At 37.8% G+C, this 17,866-nt stretch carries 16 protein-coding genes and 1 tRNA gene; 1 reads left to right on the top strand and 16 read right to left on the bottom strand.

What is annotated here, in order from left to right:
* Positions 1-124: 124 nt before the first annotated feature.
* The 3 genes from CEQ21_RS12785 to spoIIE all read right to left on the bottom strand — a co-directional run bounded on the left by CEQ21_RS12785 (position 125) and on the right by spoIIE (position 4,399).
* A complete protein-coding gene (locus tag CEQ21_RS12785; RefSeq protein ID WP_185767259.1) occupies positions 125-1,135 on the bottom strand; it encodes a protein kinase domain-containing protein in 1,011 nt (336 codons plus the stop codon).
* Entirely contained in the window at positions 1,107-1,844 is a 738-nt protein-coding gene (locus CEQ21_RS12790; protein WP_127742514.1) for a vWA domain-containing protein, read from the bottom strand. The genes CEQ21_RS12785 and CEQ21_RS12790 overlap by 29 nt, the downstream gene beginning before the upstream one ends.
* Positions 1,845-1,921: 77 nt before the next feature.
* A complete protein-coding gene (spoIIE, locus tag CEQ21_RS12795; protein ID WP_185764868.1) occupies positions 1,922-4,399 on the bottom strand; it encodes a stage II sporulation protein E in 2,478 nt (825 codons plus the stop codon).
* Between the two features lie 391 nt (positions 4,400-4,790).
* Between spoIIE and CEQ21_RS12800 the strand changes: the two genes are divergently transcribed.
* A tRNA-Met gene (locus CEQ21_RS12800) sits at positions 4,791-4,864 on the top strand.
* A 154-nt stretch (positions 4,865-5,018) separates the two neighbouring features.
* Here CEQ21_RS12800 and CEQ21_RS12805 read toward each other — a convergent pair.
* The 13 genes from CEQ21_RS12805 to pth all read right to left on the bottom strand — a co-directional run bounded on the left by CEQ21_RS12805 (position 5,019) and on the right by pth (position 17,783).
* On the bottom strand, positions 5,019-5,489 hold the full coding sequence (locus tag CEQ21_RS12805; protein ID WP_185764869.1) for a S1 domain-containing RNA-binding protein: 471 nt from the start codon (positions 5,487-5,489) through the stop codon (positions 5,019-5,021).
* Positions 5,490-5,584: 95 nt separating this feature from the next.
* Entirely contained in the window at positions 5,585-5,983 is a 399-nt protein-coding gene (locus tag CEQ21_RS12810) for an FtsB family cell division protein (RefSeq protein WP_185764870.1), read from the bottom strand.
* Between the two features lie 18 nt (positions 5,984-6,001).
* On the bottom strand, positions 6,002-6,628 hold the full coding sequence (gene yabQ / locus CEQ21_RS12815) for a spore cortex biosynthesis protein YabQ (RefSeq protein ID WP_185764871.1): 627 nt from the start codon (positions 6,626-6,628) through the stop codon (positions 6,002-6,004).
* Positions 6,625-6,927 (bottom strand): sporulation protein YabP, encoded by a 303-nt coding sequence (gene yabP / locus CEQ21_RS12820; RefSeq protein ID WP_185764872.1) that lies wholly within the window; start codon positions 6,925-6,927, stop codon positions 6,625-6,627. Before yabP ends, yabQ begins: the two co-directional genes overlap by 4 nt.
* Before the next feature lie 138 nt (positions 6,928-7,065).
* Positions 7,066-7,323, bottom strand: coding sequence for an RNA-binding S4 domain-containing protein (locus CEQ21_RS12825; protein WP_185764873.1), 258 nt, complete (start codon positions 7,321-7,323; stop codon positions 7,066-7,068).
* 14 nt (positions 7,324-7,337) lie between these two features.
* Positions 7,338-8,807 carry a bifunctional methyltransferase/pyrophosphohydrolase YabN gene (gene mazG, locus CEQ21_RS12830; protein ID WP_185764874.1) on the bottom strand — a complete coding sequence of 490 codons (1,470 nt, stop codon included), beginning with the start codon at positions 8,805-8,807 and terminating at the stop codon, positions 7,338-7,340.
* 6 nt (positions 8,808-8,813) lie between these two features.
* On the bottom strand, positions 8,814-10,409 hold the full coding sequence (locus CEQ21_RS12835; RefSeq protein ID WP_235907247.1) for a putative polysaccharide biosynthesis protein: 1,596 nt from the start codon (positions 10,407-10,409) through the stop codon (positions 8,814-8,816).
* A 128-nt stretch (positions 10,410-10,537) separates the two neighbouring features.
* A complete protein-coding gene (locus CEQ21_RS12840) occupies positions 10,538-11,632 on the bottom strand; it encodes a DUF1648 domain-containing protein (RefSeq protein ID WP_185764876.1) in 1,095 nt (364 codons plus the stop codon).
* A gap of 2 nt (positions 11,633-11,634) precedes the next feature.
* On the bottom strand, positions 11,635-12,015 hold the full coding sequence (locus tag CEQ21_RS12845; protein WP_185764877.1) for a GntR family transcriptional regulator: 381 nt from the start codon (positions 12,013-12,015) through the stop codon (positions 11,635-11,637).
* Between the two features lie 141 nt (positions 12,016-12,156).
* Positions 12,157-12,693, bottom strand: a complete 537-nt coding sequence (spoVT, locus tag CEQ21_RS12850) for a stage V sporulation protein T (protein WP_127742536.1) — start codon at positions 12,691-12,693, stop codon at positions 12,157-12,159.
* 408 nt (positions 12,694-13,101) lie between these two features.
* Positions 13,102-16,644, bottom strand: coding sequence for a transcription-repair coupling factor (gene mfd / locus CEQ21_RS12855; RefSeq protein WP_185764878.1), 3,543 nt, complete (start codon positions 16,642-16,644; stop codon positions 13,102-13,104).
* Positions 16,645-16,883: 239 nt separating this feature from the next.
* On the bottom strand, positions 16,884-17,114 hold the full coding sequence (locus CEQ21_RS12860; protein WP_127742540.1) for an anti-sigma-F factor Fin family protein: 231 nt from the start codon (positions 17,112-17,114) through the stop codon (positions 16,884-16,886).
* A gap of 105 nt (positions 17,115-17,219) precedes the next feature.
* On the bottom strand, positions 17,220-17,783 hold the full coding sequence (gene pth / locus CEQ21_RS12865) for an aminoacyl-tRNA hydrolase (RefSeq protein ID WP_185764879.1): 564 nt from the start codon (positions 17,781-17,783) through the stop codon (positions 17,220-17,222).
* Positions 17,784-17,866: the final 83 nt, after the last annotated feature.

Genomic DNA, 17,866 nt, shown 5'->3' on the forward strand with positions numbered 1-17,866 from the left:
TCACTATTCTGCATAGTAACTTCTTATGACCTTTTTATGTATGCAGTCTGCTTATGTAAGAATAACATTTTTGAGAATGTAACACCAAGTGCTTTACCCACTACCTACTTTCATCAGACTTATATCAGGTCAATTGTCCATAAATATATACAATATACAACAGTGATATGACAACGATTAATAGGATAGATTCCAAATAGCCAGTCCTTTTTTTCTTTTTCGTTATCTTTCCTTGTTGTGCTTGCATCCTTCCCCTTGTTCCTCTAGTACTAACAGTAGGGGTTTTTGTTCTACTTGCTGTATTTAAGCTTGTCCTTGTTGTTGTCCTTGTTTCGTTACCGCTTGAAAGCTGTATTAATTCCTTTCTCATTTCAACAGCACTTCTATAACGGCCTGTCAGTGCCTTTATAAGCACGTTTTCATATTGCACTAGCTCATGTTTTTTTTGAATCATTATTTGGATCTGTTTTAGACCACCTTCTACTTTGTTGAATCTGTTTGGATAATAGATATTTATCATAATCATTGCAACCGCAAACAGGTCATATGAGGGTTCTGCCTTTCTTGAGCCGAGTCCCCAGTAGCCACGATCGTAAAACTCTGTAAATTCCTTGATTGCTCTCCCAATAATGGTAGTACCGCCAACGTCAATGCATCTTATTCTTGTAGGCGGCCCATTAATAATTAAGTTTTCGGGCTTTAAGTCACCAAATACCCAGTTATTTTCATGCAGGACCTGCAAATCTTTTAAAAGCTGAATCATTAGAACATTAACCCAAGAATTATCCTTATTCTCAATAAAGGCTAGAAGATTAGGGCCGTTTATATACTCCATGACGTAAAAAGAAATGGTGCCACTTGTTGTGTTCCAATCATCAACATCTATTAAAGAAGGTCCAAGGCTGTAACCTTGGACCTTAGCAAAGGATTTCAATACATTTACCTCTGAAATAATGGACATGCCATTTTCACTTAGCTTTAAAGCCACTTTTCCGAGACTGGAATCTGCAAGAAAAACTGTGCCATTCGCGCCAAAACCAAGCTCTTTAATAATAGTATATTCCTTTTTATGCCATTTGCCTCTAATTACCGTTCCCCGATTTATCTTAAATGGACTCTTCATAGAATTCATCATCGTCACGTCTAATCAGACTCCTTAATGAACGTTTTTGCTTAAAGTATTGGATAGCTTCCTTTAAAGCAGGACCTGTTGGAGTAATGCCTCCCGTTGTAAGCTTAGAGAAAATACTAGTTAATGATTCTAGACGTGGAGTCCAATCAAGCATTTTTTCGACATCTTTCTTTTTCCCGGGAAATACGAACACAGAATACCTGTTTTCACCTGATCTTGCATTCAAGCTTAAAGATAAATCAATCAGTGCTTCTTTAACTGTTGGAAGCTTATGCTTCATGCTTGCACTAGTATCAACCAAAACAAGTACTTCTAGTTCAACCGTTTCGCCGAGCTCATCCACAACCTCCATCACTTCTCCTCTTTTTTCCGGGGGCAAATCCTCCACCTTGCTTGCACTGCCTAATATTTGCTGTAATTCTTTGTTTACAACTCCCTGCAAGGTTTGCGTCATCGCTTTTTTTGTTACCATTTGAACTGTTTGAGCAAGCTGCTGTGCATAAACAACTTGGCTCACGCCACCACCGGAAAGAGCAATCTCCTCTATTTCCTTTAATCCGCGATCATCAATTATATCCTTTTCCATCACACCAATTACATTTACTGTAATTCCTTGCTCATTTGCTAAGGCAGCCATTGCAATAGGGTCATTCCCCTGATTGGAGCAACCATCTGTAATGAGCAAAATTTGCTTTAATGTACCTGTCTTCATTGTTTCTCCCCTCCATCTCGAATGATTAGTCCCATTTTCGACGGAAAGAAGAGCATTTATACCTCTAATTTATAGAACTAGTTCGCTTTTTGATGAAAACCTCTCATTGGAATAGAAGACCATTTCGGAATATTGTGATTAATTTGCGCAACTAGAACTGTCATATCGTCTTCAATAAGGCCAGAACGTGAGCGAATCACTTCTTCCATAATAAGGTCAGCAACCTCCTGCGGGCTATCTGTCTTCAATTCTTTAATTTTTCTCTTCATCCACAGGTCAAAGTTTTCGACATGCTTCGGCCCTTCAAAAACGCCATCACTCATCATAATTAACAGGTCCCCTGCTTTTAACTGCTCACTGACCACATCGACATCAAACTCCTGAACAATTCCCATTGGCAGGTTGCTTGCTTGAATTTTAATTACCTTTGATCCTCTTTTAATAAAGCTTGGTGTTGAACCAATCTTGAGAAACTTAGCATTTGCATTTTGCAAGTCAATCATGGCTAAATCTAAAGTTGCAAAAATTTCATCTGTTGTTCTTAGGGACAGTACAGAGTTGATTGATTTAATAGCAACCTGTTCTTCTATTCCAGACTGAAGTATTTTTTGGAGGAGCTGCAATGTTTCTTCACTTTCTAAATGTGCTCTTTCCCCGTTACCCATGCCGTCACTTATTGCCACAGCATACTTTCCTAACCCTAACTCTATTGTCGAATAGCTGTCTCCAGATATAAAACCTCCGTCCTTAGCAGCATGTGCTACACCAGTTTCCACCACAAATGCCTTCGCAGAACGGAAAGTAGCATGGCTATAATCATGGCCGTAACCTGCACTCTCCTCTTTATTAACAATGATAGTTTCTTTTAAGATGTCTGAAAGCATTGGTGCTATCAGCTTTTCACATTCTCCAAAGCCAGTATTATATGGAATGGTTATATCTATATCCACATTACCTTGCTCAAGACTGTAAATTTCCACATTTTCAATATGAATGCCAAAATCCTGGATAGCTTCAAGTATAAGCTCCTCTTGTTTGTGGTGATTTTCTCTTTCTCTCTGTATTTCCTTTGCAAAATCACCCATAACCTCTGAAACTCCGAGCAATTGGTCTGCAACTAGCTTTCTGCTCTCTTGTACTTGTTTTTTCAGCTTTTGATTTGCCTGATATAATGTCAATTCTTGATGAATGGCATCCGTTACTTTTTTTGATCTAGTGCAATGTTTTTCCCATTCTCTTGATAGTCCTAAAGAAATACTTCCGTCTGTCTCTGACATTTCTGTCATAATATCTTTCATATAATCATATGTTGTATTAAAGTTTCTTGCCCAGCAAGCTTCCTTTCTAAAGCATGTTTGACAAGTTTTTTCTGTCACATTGCTTAGGAAGTAATCGAGCTCTCTGTCTGTGTCATCTATATCATTTGTTGTGCTTTTAGCAGAAAAACTGTTTGAAAGAGCCTCAAAGACTGTGGAAAATTGAGAAACCCTTTGTGCTGTAACATCACGCATTTTCCTCATATATTGCTGCTGTTCCTGCGAATATTCTGTAGTGCCTGGAATATGCTTGGCTATTCGGGACGTTAAGAAAGACGGAGTTAACATAAATAGAAAAACAGAGACGGTGGTTTCCATAAGAGATACTGACAATACCCCTCCGCCTTCTCCATACATACCAATTAATAGTGTTGCAATATACAGTCCGAGTGCTACGCCTACCTTCCTGCCTTCCTTCAGTAAACCTCCGAGCAAACCAGAAAATGCAAGCAAACTCATATGATAAAAGCTTGAAATACTGGCAAGACTAAATATCAATCCTGTCACTACTCCTACAGTAGAACCGATTGTCGCACCTGCTATAAATGCAAATAAAAGGACCAGATACCGCGACATAATATGCTCAATCGACAAGTCATATATTGACCATCCGATTGTTCCGGTCATAACAGAAGCAAGCATGATGATAAGACAAACAATTTCTTCTGTCTTTAAAGCTTGCCTTCTTTTGCTAATTGTCAGTAATGGAAGACTTTGCATGAATATTAATGTGAGAATATATCCTAAGCTAGCTTCTACAAGTGCCATCATAGCTCCGTACATAGTAATTGTGTCTAATAAAATATAAGACTCTGTCAAAGATCCTAGCAGGACAGTCGCAAGTACAAGCATCGGAACAAATGTATTCTCATTTCTCCTCCATTTGCTTAGGAGTTTGTACGCTATGAGGAATAGAAACGCAAGTATAAAGCTAACAAAAGCCTCTTTCAAGGAAAGGGTTGCAGCTCCTCCAATTAATCCAACTAGTGCTAATGGAGCCTTGTCCTTCCGTGTCAAGTAAACTGCTGCAAAGAAAGGGAGGACAAACGGTGTTAAGGTCGCAAGTATCAGCGCTCTCCCTAAAAGAAAACCAATAACCAAAAGTATATAGCCTTTGGCCAAAAAAAAGTTCTCTACTTTTGTATGGAATTTATGATAAATCACGCCAAATCCCTCTTTTGATTTGCCAAAGTCTACATCTGCAATACCGTCGATAATATCCCTTTCCACTTTTTCCATTTTACTCAACTCCCTATCAGGTATCGTTGCACATCATTATAAAAGTTGTATTAGTAAAAGTTTGTCAAAAGAGCGGACAAGCTTTCATGTTTCTCTCGACTTGTTTCAATCAATTTCTTGAATTAAAACAAATTTCGCTAAAATAAAAATAGACAGTCTCTCTCTTTCTATTAACTATCAACAAGCTGCCGCCCTTTTTTACTGCTGTAACTTTCCTATCCTTCACACGATAATTTTTCGTTTTACCCTTTTTCAACATTTGTTCTATTCCTGAATCAATTTGTCAAAATATGAATTATATCTACAACTAATTTCCTCTCAAAAAAAATAGTTGACTTTTAACATAGAATTTTGTAATATATACCTTGTGCTTATGACGCATTAAATACATGGCGGTGTAGCTCAGCTGGCTAGAGCGTACGGTTCATACCCGTGAGGTCGGGGGTTCGATCCCCTCCGCCGCTATCTGTAAAGGGCGATAGATTATTCTATCGTCTTTTTTTATTCTTTTTTAAGAATAAAAAACAAAAAAGCAAGCCGTAATGGCTTGCTTAAGCTATGGGAATATATAAACGATAAACCCTGCTTTTATTTATAATAAAAAATTTTCAGCAGCAAGTTACCCTCGTCTAGCGCCTCTTCCCCCGCGTTTAGACTCAGTATTTCGTTTAAGAGAAGCTAACCGATCTTCACTGTCTTTTAAGAAACGGGCCACTTTGGATTCAAAGTTCTCTTTTGGAGCACGATTATCATGGTGCGATTTCGTGTTACGAGGTCTTGACGAGTTATTTGAATAGCCGCCTCTTGACTCTCTACGATCTCCGCGGTCATTTGATCTTTCTGGTCGTTCCGGTCTGTCTTTAGCTTTTTTAATAGACAGGCCAATCTTGCCATCTTTCTCAACATTAATAACTTTCACTTCTACTGCGTCTCCGACTTTCAAGTGATCATTAATGTCTTTTACATAATTGTCTGCGACCTCACTTATATGAACAAGACCAGTTGCGCCTTCTGGTAGTTCAACAAACGCACCAAAATTAGTAATTCCTGTTACCTTTCCTTGTAACTTGCTGCCTACTTCGATTGACATAAAAAAGTTTTGCCTCCTTAAGGATTTAAAAAATCGTACTTATATTATATTATACAAAATGAAAAAAAAGGGTGTCAATATAACTGTTGTCCTTATTATTTTCCACTATCGCTTGTTTTATTTTTTCCGTCTGGAATATTAAAAATTATTTCTCCTTTTTCTGAGAGAAGTAAATCTTTTCTTGCAAGCTTGGCCAAATAATCTTCATCGTTTAATTTTACGATTTGTTCCTTTAAACTCTTTTCGTCTTTCTCCAACAGAGCTATCTTTCCATCAAGCTTTTTCTTTTCAGCAGCCTTTTCTTCCAAAACGGAGCCCTGGGATATGAGTGCTGAAATCATAAAAAAGCCTATTGCCAGTGCACAGATAGAAAAAGCAGCCAATCTCCGGAATAAAAGCTTCTTTTTTCTCGCTGCACTAATGCTTAATTCTTCTTGTTGTACGGTATAGTCTGTTTGTAGTTTTGTCACGTCCGGTTTTCTTAATACACTCATACTCTGCTCCTCCCTTCCTTACTGTTTTTTTCTATTTTTTATCCATTCCTTAACATATTTCTTTATCATGGTATAATATCCTGCCAATTTCCCAGAATATTTATCGACGTTTAATTTAACCTTTTTCGGCAAAACCAGCCATATTAAGGATAATAGCCATTTAAGAGGTAATAAAACAACCTTCAGAATAAATCTTAATACCCTGATTACACCATTGACAAGTGCCATAAGTCCCTTTAGAAGGAAAATTACAACTGACACCAAAAATAGGATAAGTGTTTTTATAGGTTTATAGATAAGATTCACCACTAGCTTGACAGTAAGCTGGTAGAATCGGACACTGAGGGAAATAATTAGCTTTAAAAAGGATAGATAAATTGATTTCAAAAGGGCCTGGTATGTGGCAAACCCCAATAATAATGCCAATACTAAGTAGATTCTAATTTCACCTTGGTTCACTAAAAATAACACATAAAACATTAACAAAGCCTGCAGGACCCAGAATAGGAGATCATGAAAAAAGACGATAATTCGTTTTCGCTCAGCTCTTTTTAGAAAGAACTGATACGTATCTAAGCTAATTCCAAAAAACAGACCCATGCCAACCATAGCCAGCATGGTCATGAATTGAGTGGATAAAGTCATCGGAATATCTTGCTAAAGAAGCCTTTAGCTTTATCTCCACTTTGCTCATCTACATACAACAACTCGAATACTTTGCCTTTAATAGAAACAATCCCTTTTTCTACGTCCAAGTTTTTCATTTGCAGGTTTTGACCCCTAATAGATAAGAAGCCCATTACTGTTTCTAATAAAAATTCTTCATTATCAAAGCTCTCTACTTGCTTGACTCCTGTTATATCAAGGAGCCTTCTTCCTCTCATAATGACATCATGCTCTATGTTGCTAGTTTTTGCAGTATTAGAATCATAATTTTGGTTCATCTTAATCCCTCACAATCACAAAAGTACAATCATTTGTACAAGTGTATGAGAAGGGATAAGAAAAAAGAACAAGCTCTTATTTGAAAATTGCTTCTTTCATTATTCGCTCATTTATACCCTGATACGTCACAGATGAAACTAGGAAACAGTTTCTTCTTTAATAATTTTATACATATTTGCTGCATCTTCTTTTTTCGTTGAGTCCTGCAGTAACTCAATTTTTACCGTTACAACTTTTTGGCCGAACCTCACTTGCAGTTCATCGCCAACTTTAACATTACTGCTCGCCTTTGCTTGAATTCCGTTTATGAGAATTCTACCTTGGTCTGCAACCTCTTTAGCTAATGTTCTTCTTTTTATTAAGCGGGAGATTTTCAAAAATTTGTCTAAACGCATATTATCAGCACTCCTTATTTGTTTTTATCAACCTGTTTAGCCTCTTCCCAATATCCATCTAATGTTTCCAAAGGAACTTCCTGCACCTCTTTACCCATTTCCTTCACCTTTGCTTCAATATAGTGAAATCTGTTAATGAACTTTTGGTTTGTACTAAAAATCGCTAACTCTGGATCTATTTTGTAATATCTAGCTACATTAACAAAGGAAAACAAAATGTCACCAAACTCTTTTTCCATTTTTTCCGGACTGGCTCCATTTTCTACTTCTTCCCTAAACTCACTGATTTCTTCCTTTACCTTTTCCCAAGCGCCTGAAACATCTGGCCAATCAAAGCCTGCTTTTGCCGCTTTCTTTTGAAGATCATAAGCTCTGGAAAGATTCGCTGAGCTGTTCAGTACTCCATCAAGCACTGACGCTGGTTTATTTGGTTTTTCTGCATTCTTCGCTTGCTGCCATGTGTCTAAAACATCTTCCACTGTTTCTGCTTTTGCCTTTCCAAACACATGCGGATGCCTGCGCACCATTTTAGCAGCTATTCCCTCAATTACGTCATCGATAGAGAAATATCCCTCATCTTCTCCAATTTGGCTGTGAAGCATAACCTGAAGCAACACATCCCCAAGCTCTTCTATCATATTGTCTATATCGTCTTCATTAATTGCCTCAATCAGCTCATAAGCCTCTTCAATAAGATGGCTTCTTAGTGACTCGTGGGTCTGCTCTCTATCCCATGGACATCCGTCTGGAGCACGCAGTGCCGCAATTATTTTCCTTAAGCTCGAAAACTGCTTATAAAGCATGCGTTCCTCTTGAACTGGAGGTACATATAGTGAGGTTAAATTATTTAACTCCATCTCTCTATCCAACTCATGAAGTTCTATTCTTCTTATTTGCTCCTGTTTACTGCCTGCAGCCGTTACGATTGTTACAGGATAATCATACGGAAGCTTCTCCATTAAGGTAAGCTTAACCTCTGATGCGGAAAATGCATCATACACTTGTCCGATTATTAAATGCTGTGTGAACTGCAGCTCATCCTTACGTAAATCTGTTCCGTCCAAAAGCTGAAATCCATCGATAGGATCAATTTTCAAAGCTTGAAAAATACTGTCCAAAAAGCTTTGGCCACCGCCAATTTCAAGGTTGACCTCACCTTCTTCACTTCTTTCTATTAGAAGCTGCACCGTTTTTTCCGCTACGAGCGGATGTCCAGGTACGGCATAAACTATATCCTCTTGCTCTGCTTCCTTCATAAGAACAGCTACAATTTCATTGTAAACTGCCTCAAATTGGTCGTACTTCTCATATATATAATCCATATAAATAAAGTTGCTACCCTCTTGTTCTAATACAGTTAAAACAGGGTGATCCTTTGTACGCACATAAACCTTATTTTTATTATTTGTTAAGCTTCTATAAACCCCTAGCGGAAGCTGTTCCATATCTCCAGCACCAAGGCCTATTACTTTAATATTTCTCATTGTCCACTACCTTCCTTTCTTAGGTAAAAACCAGCTCAATTTACTACCAAACGGCAATGTAAGCAAATCCTTCTCTTTAAAAACATTGCCTCTGAGAACAAGAAAGACATAGACGAAGCCTCCCAATGCTACTCCGCTTAAGGATTGAAAGGCTGACAGCAAACGACTTCCATCTTTAAGGGCTAAGTTATCTGTCAGATAAATGTACCCTTTAACAGTTAGGTACATACAAAATGCTGCAAGTAGGATGACCGTAACTTGTTTCTGATTTATGAGTGGCAATTTTAACAGCATATACAATCTAACAGCCAAAAATACTAGAATCAAAGCTAACGACAAATTAGTAGCATATGCAGCGCCACTTGTGCCATAAGCTGCAACAAACGGTCCGTTTATAGCATATTTAAAGATAAATCCTAGCAACACAATGACAGCAGGATAGAGTGTGGCACCTAATCCCTGAAGAACTGCGGTATAGGTGACAATCATTGCATTTAGCAAAATGACAAAGCATAAAATCGCCAATACATGTGAACCTTGTTCATTTTGAAAAAGCATACTGTTCACTTTGTTAATCATGCTGAATAATCCTATGGATGCACCGAATCCAAAGAAAAGGCTGACCACTAGTGAAAACCTGACTTTTTCAACTAAAAGGCCCTTCTTCTTTTTCAGCATCTCTCCTGTTATGAAGGGAACTAATGTTAAAGCCATGGAAGTAGAGATAACCGTACCTAGTTGAATAAGCGGCTGACCTCTATCATAGATTCCCTTCAGCACCTTTGCTTCATCTTTATGAGCCCCTGCAGTTATGAGTTCCGAATATATGGTCAAAGAATCAGCAAGCTGTAATAGGATGAGGAGCATACTGCTTATTGAAATAGTTATACCTTCGTATATAATTCTTTTTATTATTTTTTTATTATCACGGTTCCTTATGCGCGCATGAATTACCGTTCGTACGGACTGCTTTCTATAAAAATAAAACAGCACGATAAAGGCGAGCATACCACCTGTAACAGAACCAAGCATCGCTCCTGCTCCCACCTTATACAAGGAGTAGCCTTTGCTAATGAAATAGATGGAACAGAATAATATCGTTCCCACGCGCATTAGTTGCTCTGCCACTTGAGAAACAGCAGTTGGAATCATATTACCTGTCCCTTGAATAATTCCCCTCGATGTTGCAATAAAGGGTGTAAACAAGAATGCAAAAGAAATCACTTTTATTAATATGGATAAATCTCTATCACCCATTGCAGATGAGAGAAACTCGGCCCCAAAGAACAATATTAAGAATGCACATATACCCAAAGAGTATAAAAGGATAAAAGAGGAACTTATAAGTCTTTCTATCCCAATCTGATCTTCTTTTGACTTCATTTCCGTATATAGCTTGGATATAACAACAGGAAATCCATATGTACTTAAAGCTATTGCCACCCCATAAATAGGATAAACTTGCTGGTATATATAAAAACCGGTATCTCCGACTATATTTTGAAAGGGTATTCGGTATACCGCACTTAAAATCTTGACAACAAGCGCTCCGACAGTCAGTATGATAGCACCTGTGAACCAGTTGTTTGATTGTTTAGGCACAAGCTTGGCCCCTTCCATCTTCTGTTTCGCTTGTATTATAGCATAATTTTATCTCAGTTGCCCTTGCACACTGCACCCGAATGCTAAAAAAAGGAAAATGCTTCAGGCATTCCCCTTAATGATTAACACTATAAGAAAACTGATAAGATAACAATAAGAACAAGAGGACCTACAATATAGATATATGCTAATGGTCTGGCCATATTAATGGTCCAGCCCACCCCAAACCTTTTCTCGACAAAAATGGATGGATCATTTTTATTAAAGTAGAAAATACCAGCTTTCCAATGATAGTCTGAATCAAAATCAGATACTTCCTTTTTGTCTGAATAAACAACCCCATGCTCATGATTAAGCTTTCCAATTTTCATTGCATAAGCAAGAGTTCCGATTAACACAAATGCTAAAAAGGCTAACGGAACAAGCAGCATAAGGGACTGATTAAATATACCTGGATATATAATAGACAATTGCAGGAAGGATAATAATATAGTAAGTACTAAATTGATAATCGCCAGAAACCAACTATTGTACTTTCTCAATCCCAATTGTCTTATCCTTGAACCAGGTTTATTAGCAGTACTTATCTTAATCCCCGATTTTCTAGTACCCTCATGGATGCCAACAAACATAATTTGTAAGACAAACTGGAGTAACAAACTGGCAATAACCGAAAAATAGCTTTTTTCAGTAAAGCTGTCTGGCTGACCATTTGCTCCCCAATGTGTTGGGATACTTTCTGGAATATGCGAGTACTGGGTAAAAGTGAGCACACTTAATCCTATTGTAAATATTATAGGCATCGCTATTATATACCACGGCAGCATTTCATCGAGCTTTCTTGCACCCAGGTCTGTTATATTCACTTTCTTTAAAGCAGAAGACCAGCCTGTGTGCCTTTTTAGCTGCAGCAGCTTACCATGGCAATAAAAGTATAAAATTAATCCCCAAATCATCAAAGAAAAAACAAGCACCAATCCTAAAGCAGCTGACGCACTGATATCCAGCTTATTCATCCATAACGCATAACCTAATATTAATATCCCAGACACTGCTATATAACTAACTACGTATAGTTTTTTATAAAACAGGACAGATTGATTATTTTGATATTCATCCGGGACATACACACCAAATACATGTGACTTTCGCATTAGTACAGGGATAATACTCTGCAGTATTGTTAAAAAGACCATGATGGTTATGAAAATTGCTTGCTCCATGTTTATTCCTCCTTATATTCTTTTACCAGCAATTCAACCAGGCTGTTAATCTCAGCTTTTCCCATTCCTAATGTCATTGCCTCAAGTAAAACGGGTTTCATTTCTCTAACTAGTCGTGCGTAATGTTCTGATCCTTGTTCTGCTTGCTGTGGCCTGACAACTGCCCCGGATTTAGGAACAATTTGAATGATCCCTCTTTTTTCAAGCTCATGATAGCTTTTATTGACCGTATGCATGTTAATGCCTAAGTCTGCAGCCAAAGATCTTACAGAAGGGAGCATATCTCCTTCCTTTAAATCACCTTTTAAAATTCCCTCCATTAATTGATGTATTAATTGCGAATATATAGGGAAGTCTGATTGAGGGTCTAATTTAATATACATTTAGATTCTCCTATTTTTGTTATATATTTATTATAACAGAACTGTTCTACATTTCATATAACAAAAAGCACCAATTTTATTTTTTAATAAAAAAGCACAATAAAAAGGCAGCCTTAGCAGCTGCCTTGAAGTAAATAAGTTTTAGGATTCCATTTGTCTAGCTAAAAAACCAGCAGCAGTTTCTACCGCTTTCTTTTCTACCTCACCAAGAGAAGTTTCTTTAGAAAAAATGATAACTGCACCAATTGGATCTCCGTTTGCAATAATTGGACCGATTGTATAAGCAGAAACAGATTCTGTATTGTTATCAACTAGCGCAATTTGCTCTTGCTGTGTAACTAGTACTGACCCTCTGTCTTCCATAGCTTTTTCAATTACATCGCTGATATTTTTGTTTAAGTATTCCTTTTTCGATCCGCCCGCGACTGCAATATAGGTATCTCTGTCACATATTAAAACAGAATTTCCTAAGCTATCATATAAGGCCTCTGCATACTCCTTAGCAAAATCGCTTAACTCACTTATAGGAGAATATTTCTTCAAAATTACTTCTCCATCACGATCTACGAAGATTTCCAGTGGATCTCCTTCACGGATACGTAAAGTTCTTCTGATTTCTTTTGGGATGACGACACGGCCCAAATCATCGATTCGACGCACAATTCCAGTTGCTTTCATTTCATGTTGCCTCACTTTCATCAGATGATTTTTTTAATATTGGTAAGTATTTCTTCTGTAAAATATGAAATGCTACCATATTTAAACTTAGTATCTTTCATATGGAAAGTTCTATGCATTAACTACGTAAAATTTTCTCTTCGATGTGAATATTACCATCTTAGGTAACTTGGAGCATAACTTACTAAAATTACAATCAAGCCAACGTACATTTCTTCTAAGAACAAAATCTTTGGTTTTTTGATTGCGAGGGGAATCCAACCCTTGTACAATCATATGTTTTTTAGCATTATCTCTACCTGTCTTTTACCCTTGTCCAAAATAGTTAAAACTTCCCCTAAATAAAAAAAGACAAAAACTGTCTAATCCAGGCCTTATGCCTTCTTAAACAGTTTTTGTCTACTATAATCAGCTTGCTTCCTGTGGCTCTTTTTTAAATGTACTCAATGCTTCTACCATTTCGTAACAAGCATTCAGCCACTTATCTGTTTCGATTCCTTTTACATGGAGAACCATCTTCAATTTCTTGCCATCCATGCCTAAGCCAATCATCCGGCCAAACTTAGAGCTTTTTTCGAATATTTTCTGGCCATCCATTTGGCTGCTGCCTTGCTCAGACAACAAGATAAGCACTTCTTCCTTCGATTGTTTAATAAGCTCAACTCCAGCGGCTTTGCCGTATAGCTTCATTTCTGTCAGCTTAAATAAATAGGCAACCTCAGACGGATAATCTCCAAATCTGTCGACCATTTCCTCCTGAAGCTCTGAAAGTTCATCGAAGGATGTAACCCCTCTAAACCTTTTGTACATTTCAATCTTTTGCTGACCGTCATTGATATAAAAGTCTGGTATATAAGCATCAATATCAAGATCTAAATCAATTGTTTGTCTCTGCTGTTCATCAAATGTTCCTTTTCGCTCCTCAATCGCATCTTTGAGCATTTGAGAGTACAGGTCAAATCCGACTGAATCAATGAATCCATGCTGCTGTGCACCAAGAAGATTACCTGCTCCCCTGATCGTCAAGTCACGCATCGCAATTTTGAAACCAGACCCTAGCTCTGTAAACTCCTTGATTGCCTGCAGTCTTTTTTCAGCCACTTCTGTTAACACTTTGTCCTTACGATACGTAAAGTAAGCATAGGCTACCCTGTTAGAGCGGCCAACACGTCCACGCAATTGATAAAGCTGGGAAAGTCCCATGCGGTCTGCATCTTGAACGATTAATGTATTAACATTCGGTATGTCTACACCTGTTTCTATGATTGTCGTGCTTACTAAAACGTCAAACTCTCCTTCTAGAAAGCTGAGCATCACTGATTCTAATTCATTTTCGGTCATTTGCCCATGGGCATACGTCACCCTTGCATCTGGAACCAGCATGGATATTTCCTCTGCTTTACGCTCAATATCTTCCACCCGATTATATAGGAAGTAAATTTGCCCGTTTCTTGCCAGCTCTCTCTCAATAGCTTCACGCACAAGTCCACCATTGTATTCCATGACATATGTCTGGATAGGGAAACGATTTTCAGGCGGAGTCTCAATAACAGACAGGTCACGCACACCGAGCATAGACATATGCAATGTTCTTGGAATCGGAGTAGCTGTTAATGTCAAAACGTCTACATTTGTCTTTAACTGCTTAATTTTCTCCTTATGTGTAACACCAAATCGCTGTTCTTCATCAATGATAAGCAAACCTAAATCTCTGTAAATGATGTCCTTTGAAAGGATGCGGTGTGTGCCGACAACAATATCTAGTGTGCCTGCTTTTAATCCCTTCATTGTTTCTGTTTGCTGCTTTCTTGTCCTAAATCTACTTAGTAAGCCTATCTCAATCGGATAATCCTGGAATCTTTCTCTTAAAGTTTCATAATGCTGCTGTGCAAGGATTGTTGTAGGTACAAGAAAAGCAACTTGCTTTCCATCAGCAATAGCTTTGAAAGCTGCGCGGATAGCAACCTCTGTTTTTCCGTAACCAACATCTCCACATAACAGCCTATCCATCGGGCGTTCCCTTTCCATATCTTTTTTGATTTCATGGATAGAACGCAACTGATCCTCTGTTTCTTGATAGGCAAACGATGATTCAAACTCCCGCTGCATTTCTCCGTCAGGAGAGAAGCCATAACCGACAGCTGCCTCTCTTTCTGCATACAGCTTAATAAGATCGTCAGCAATATCTTGAACAGACGATTCAACCTTTTTCTTAACCTTCTTCCAATCATTCCCGCCAAGCTTATATATTTTTGGCTCTTTGCTTTCAGACCCAACGTATTTTTGGATTAAATCTATCTGGTCGACTGGAACATACAGCTTATCACTGCCTTGGTAGCGCAAGTGCAGATAATCTTTATGAATACCGTTGATTTGCAGTGTTTCAATTCCTAAGTACTTACCTATTCCGTGATTTACGTGAACAACATAGTCCCCGATTTTCAGCTCAGAATAGCTTTTTATTCTCTCCGCATTAGACAGCTTTTGTCTTCGCGCTGATGTTTTTTTGATCTTAGTCTTAAAAAGCTCCTCTTCAGTGATGACAGCCAGCTTCATTATCGGCATTTCAAACCCTGACTGAAGGCTACCCTCAATCAGCTGAATTTTGCCTTTGGCAATTTTATCCGGGTCCTTCTGAATCATTGCTTGAATTTCATAATCCTGCAATACTTGCTCCAGCTTTTCCAGCCGTTCTTCACTGTTCGCCAGCACAATAACAGAGTACTTGTTCTTCTTCCATCGATCCATCTCTGATTTAAGCACATTCATTTGTCCATGGAAGCTTTGCATCTGTTTGCATGTTACGTTAATAATATTTTGCGGATTCGTATTTGGAACATGGCGCAGGAATAAGGACATATAAACAATAGGCTGTACAGACCTTTGAAGCAATTCCTGGACACTTTGGGACAGCTTCATATCATGAATGATTTCTCCATCATTAAGCAAGCTTGTATACCAATCTGCCTCTTCCTTCTCCAAGGTATCATTCATTTCTTGAACTCTACTAATTTCTTCAACGAACAGAAGACCATTTTTCGGTAAATAATCTATTAAACTTGTATGATCAGGATAAAGAAGAGACAAATATTTATAAAGCTGCTCTGGTTTCTGGCCATTTTTGAGCTGTTCAATCTCATAGCCTATATTCTGGGCAAGCAATGTCTTGGTTTTATCATCCTTTATTTTCTTCAAGCTTTTTGCCAGACCCGCTTCAACCTTCTGACCAAAGGCTTCGAGTTCATCTGTTCCGATAATTACCTCTGTTGCTGGGCCTATAATAATGGACGATAGCTTCTCCTTGGAGCGCTGGTCTTCTAGAGAGAAGGTTCTGATAGAATCAACTTCCGTGTCAAACAGCTCTATTCGAAGGGGATTTTCCTCTGTTAAAGGATAAATATCTAGTATCCCTCCTCGAAGACTAAAATCACCGGGAGCCGAAACCATGTCTGTACGTACATATCCAATTGTCACAAACCGCTGGATAAGCGCTTCAAGATCGATATCCTTTCCAACCTCAAGTTCAATCTGCTGCTCTTTCCAAAGGTCTTTAGGTGGAAGCAGTTTGCGTAACCCCGCTACAGGAACTATCAATATCCCTTTTGCTGTCTTTTCATTTGTCCAATGATTCAGTACTTCGATTCGCTGTGCCTTCAGCTCTGGACTGGAAATACTTATCTCTGCAGCTATAAGCTCATTTGCAGGATATAAAAACACTTCGTTCTCATCCACTACATTTGTAATATCATCATATAGCTTTTGAGCCTGAAGTAAATTAGGTGCTATTACAATTACTGGCCTTTTTGTCTTTTTATATATGGAAGCCATAAACAGTGTTCTTGCAGAGTTAGACATTCCAGAAACAATCTGTTCCTTTAATCCTGCATTAACACCAGATATGACATTTTTAACGTCTTCCTGTTGATCAAATAATTTTTTAAGCCCTAACAATAGAAGATTCCCTCCCTACTTGAAAAATGAACAAACAATTCTGTTCTCGTTCTCACATATATTAACTCATATCCAATTTATCTGTTTTTGTAGCCTGCTCATCTATCTTTAACAATATTTTCCACTTTAACTCTAGTACATATATTACATCTATTCTTCAAAATTTTGTAAACAACAAAACGGAAAAATGCTTTGGAATCGCTCCAAAGCTTCTTTCACCGTAATGCCCTAAATACCTATTAATGAATTAAATAATCATTTTCATAATATCCTGGATTTTTCGCTAAAGATTCATGGCAATCCTCACATATGGCTTTAATATGAATATCGCCAGCTTCACTGTAATTAATCATCTCTGCTCTTTCTTGTTCTGTCAACATATCAAAACCAAGTCGAGCTGTTTCCACAGAACTTTCATCTATGCTCCCTAACTTTACTCCACAATGCCTGCAATTATAATGTATGGCCACGGGCGCAAGCCTCCTTAAAGCTTTTATGAACTAGTGCTAGTATTTACCTTTTGGAGGGAAGTTATACTAAGGAACATCGAGTAAAAAAGATGGTTCATCCAAATCCTACTGGATATTATATATATTCATCACTTGTAAAAATGGTTCTTTCATCCATTGAGCACAAGCATCCGAACATTTTTTCACAATCATCTCTAATTCAGCTTGCTCTTCTTTCGTAAATTTACCTAAAACATAATCTGTAACCTTCATTCCGTTTTGAGGTCTGTCAATCCCCACACGAATGCGGTTAAACTTTTCCGTTCCTGTATGGGCAATGGTTGATTTAATTCCATTATGCCCGCCAGAGCTGCCCTTTTGCCTTAAACGTATTCTACCAACAGGTAAGTCTAAATCATCATATATAATTACAATATCTTCCGTAGCAATATCATAAAAGTCCATAATTGGACGAATGGATTCACCGGATAGATTCATGTATGTAAGCGGCTTTAATAAAATCACTTTTTCTCCATTAATCATTCCTAATCCATATTGTCCTTTGAATTTCGATTTATCTAAAGGAATTCCATATTCCTCAGATATATAATCTATAACATCAAATCCAATATTATGCCTTGTTTTTTCATATTGCTTTCCTGGATTGCCCAAGCCAACTACCAATTTCATTTATTTCACCCTTTTATTCTTGTTTATATACAGAAAAAGAAGGCTTGCCAACAGCTGTTAATCGGCTAAGCCTCCATTTTATT

It is taken from the genome of Niallia circulans (assembly GCF_007273535.1).
Lineage (GTDB): Bacteria > Bacillota > Bacilli > Bacillales > Cytobacillaceae > Niallia > Niallia circulans_B.

What these genes read in the sequence shown, in the direction of transcription:
- mazG (WP_185764874.1), bottom strand. Translation starts at nt 8,807, where the DNA reads ATGAGAAATATTAAAGTAATAGGCCTTGGTGCTGGAGATATGGAACAG.
- CEQ21_RS12810 (WP_185764870.1), bottom strand. Translation starts at nt 5,983, where the DNA reads ATGAGTGTATTAAGAAAACCGGACGTGACAAAACTACAAACAGACTAT.
- CEQ21_RS12790 (WP_127742514.1), bottom strand. Translation starts at nt 1,844, where the DNA reads ATGAAGACAGGTACATTAAAGCAAATTTTGCTCATTACAGATGGTTGC.
- CEQ21_RS12805 (WP_185764869.1), bottom strand. Translation starts at nt 5,489, where the DNA reads ATGTCAATCGAAGTAGGCAGCAAGTTACAAGGAAAGGTAACAGGAATT.
- spoIIE (WP_185764868.1), bottom strand. Translation starts at nt 4,399, where the DNA reads ATGGAAAAAGTGGAAAGGGATATTATCGACGGTATTGCAGATGTAGAC.
- CEQ21_RS12785 (WP_185767259.1), bottom strand. Translation starts at nt 1,135, where the DNA reads ATGATGAATTCTATGAAGAGTCCATTTAAGATAAATCGGGGAACGGTA.
- CEQ21_RS12825 (WP_185764873.1), bottom strand. Translation starts at nt 7,323, where the DNA reads ATGCGTTTAGACAAATTTTTGAAAATCTCCCGCTTAATAAAAAGAAGA.
- yabP (WP_185764872.1), bottom strand. Translation starts at nt 6,927, where the DNA reads ATGAACCAAAATTATGATTCTAATACTGCAAAAACTAGCAACATAGAG.
- pth (WP_185764879.1), bottom strand. Translation starts at nt 17,783, where the DNA reads ATGAAATTGGTAGTTGGCTTGGGCAATCCAGGAAAGCAATATGAAAAA.
- yabQ (WP_185764871.1), bottom strand. Translation starts at nt 6,628, where the DNA reads ATGACTTTATCCACTCAATTCATGACCATGCTGGCTATGGTTGGCATG.
- spoVT (WP_127742536.1), bottom strand. Translation starts at nt 12,693, where the DNA reads ATGAAAGCAACTGGAATTGTGCGTCGAATCGATGATTTGGGCCGTGTC.
- CEQ21_RS12845 (WP_185764877.1), bottom strand. Translation starts at nt 12,015, where the DNA reads ATGTATATTAAATTAGACCCTCAATCAGACTTCCCTATATATTCGCAA.
- CEQ21_RS12840 (WP_185764876.1), bottom strand. Translation starts at nt 11,632, where the DNA reads ATGGAGCAAGCAATTTTCATAACCATCATGGTCTTTTTAACAATACTG.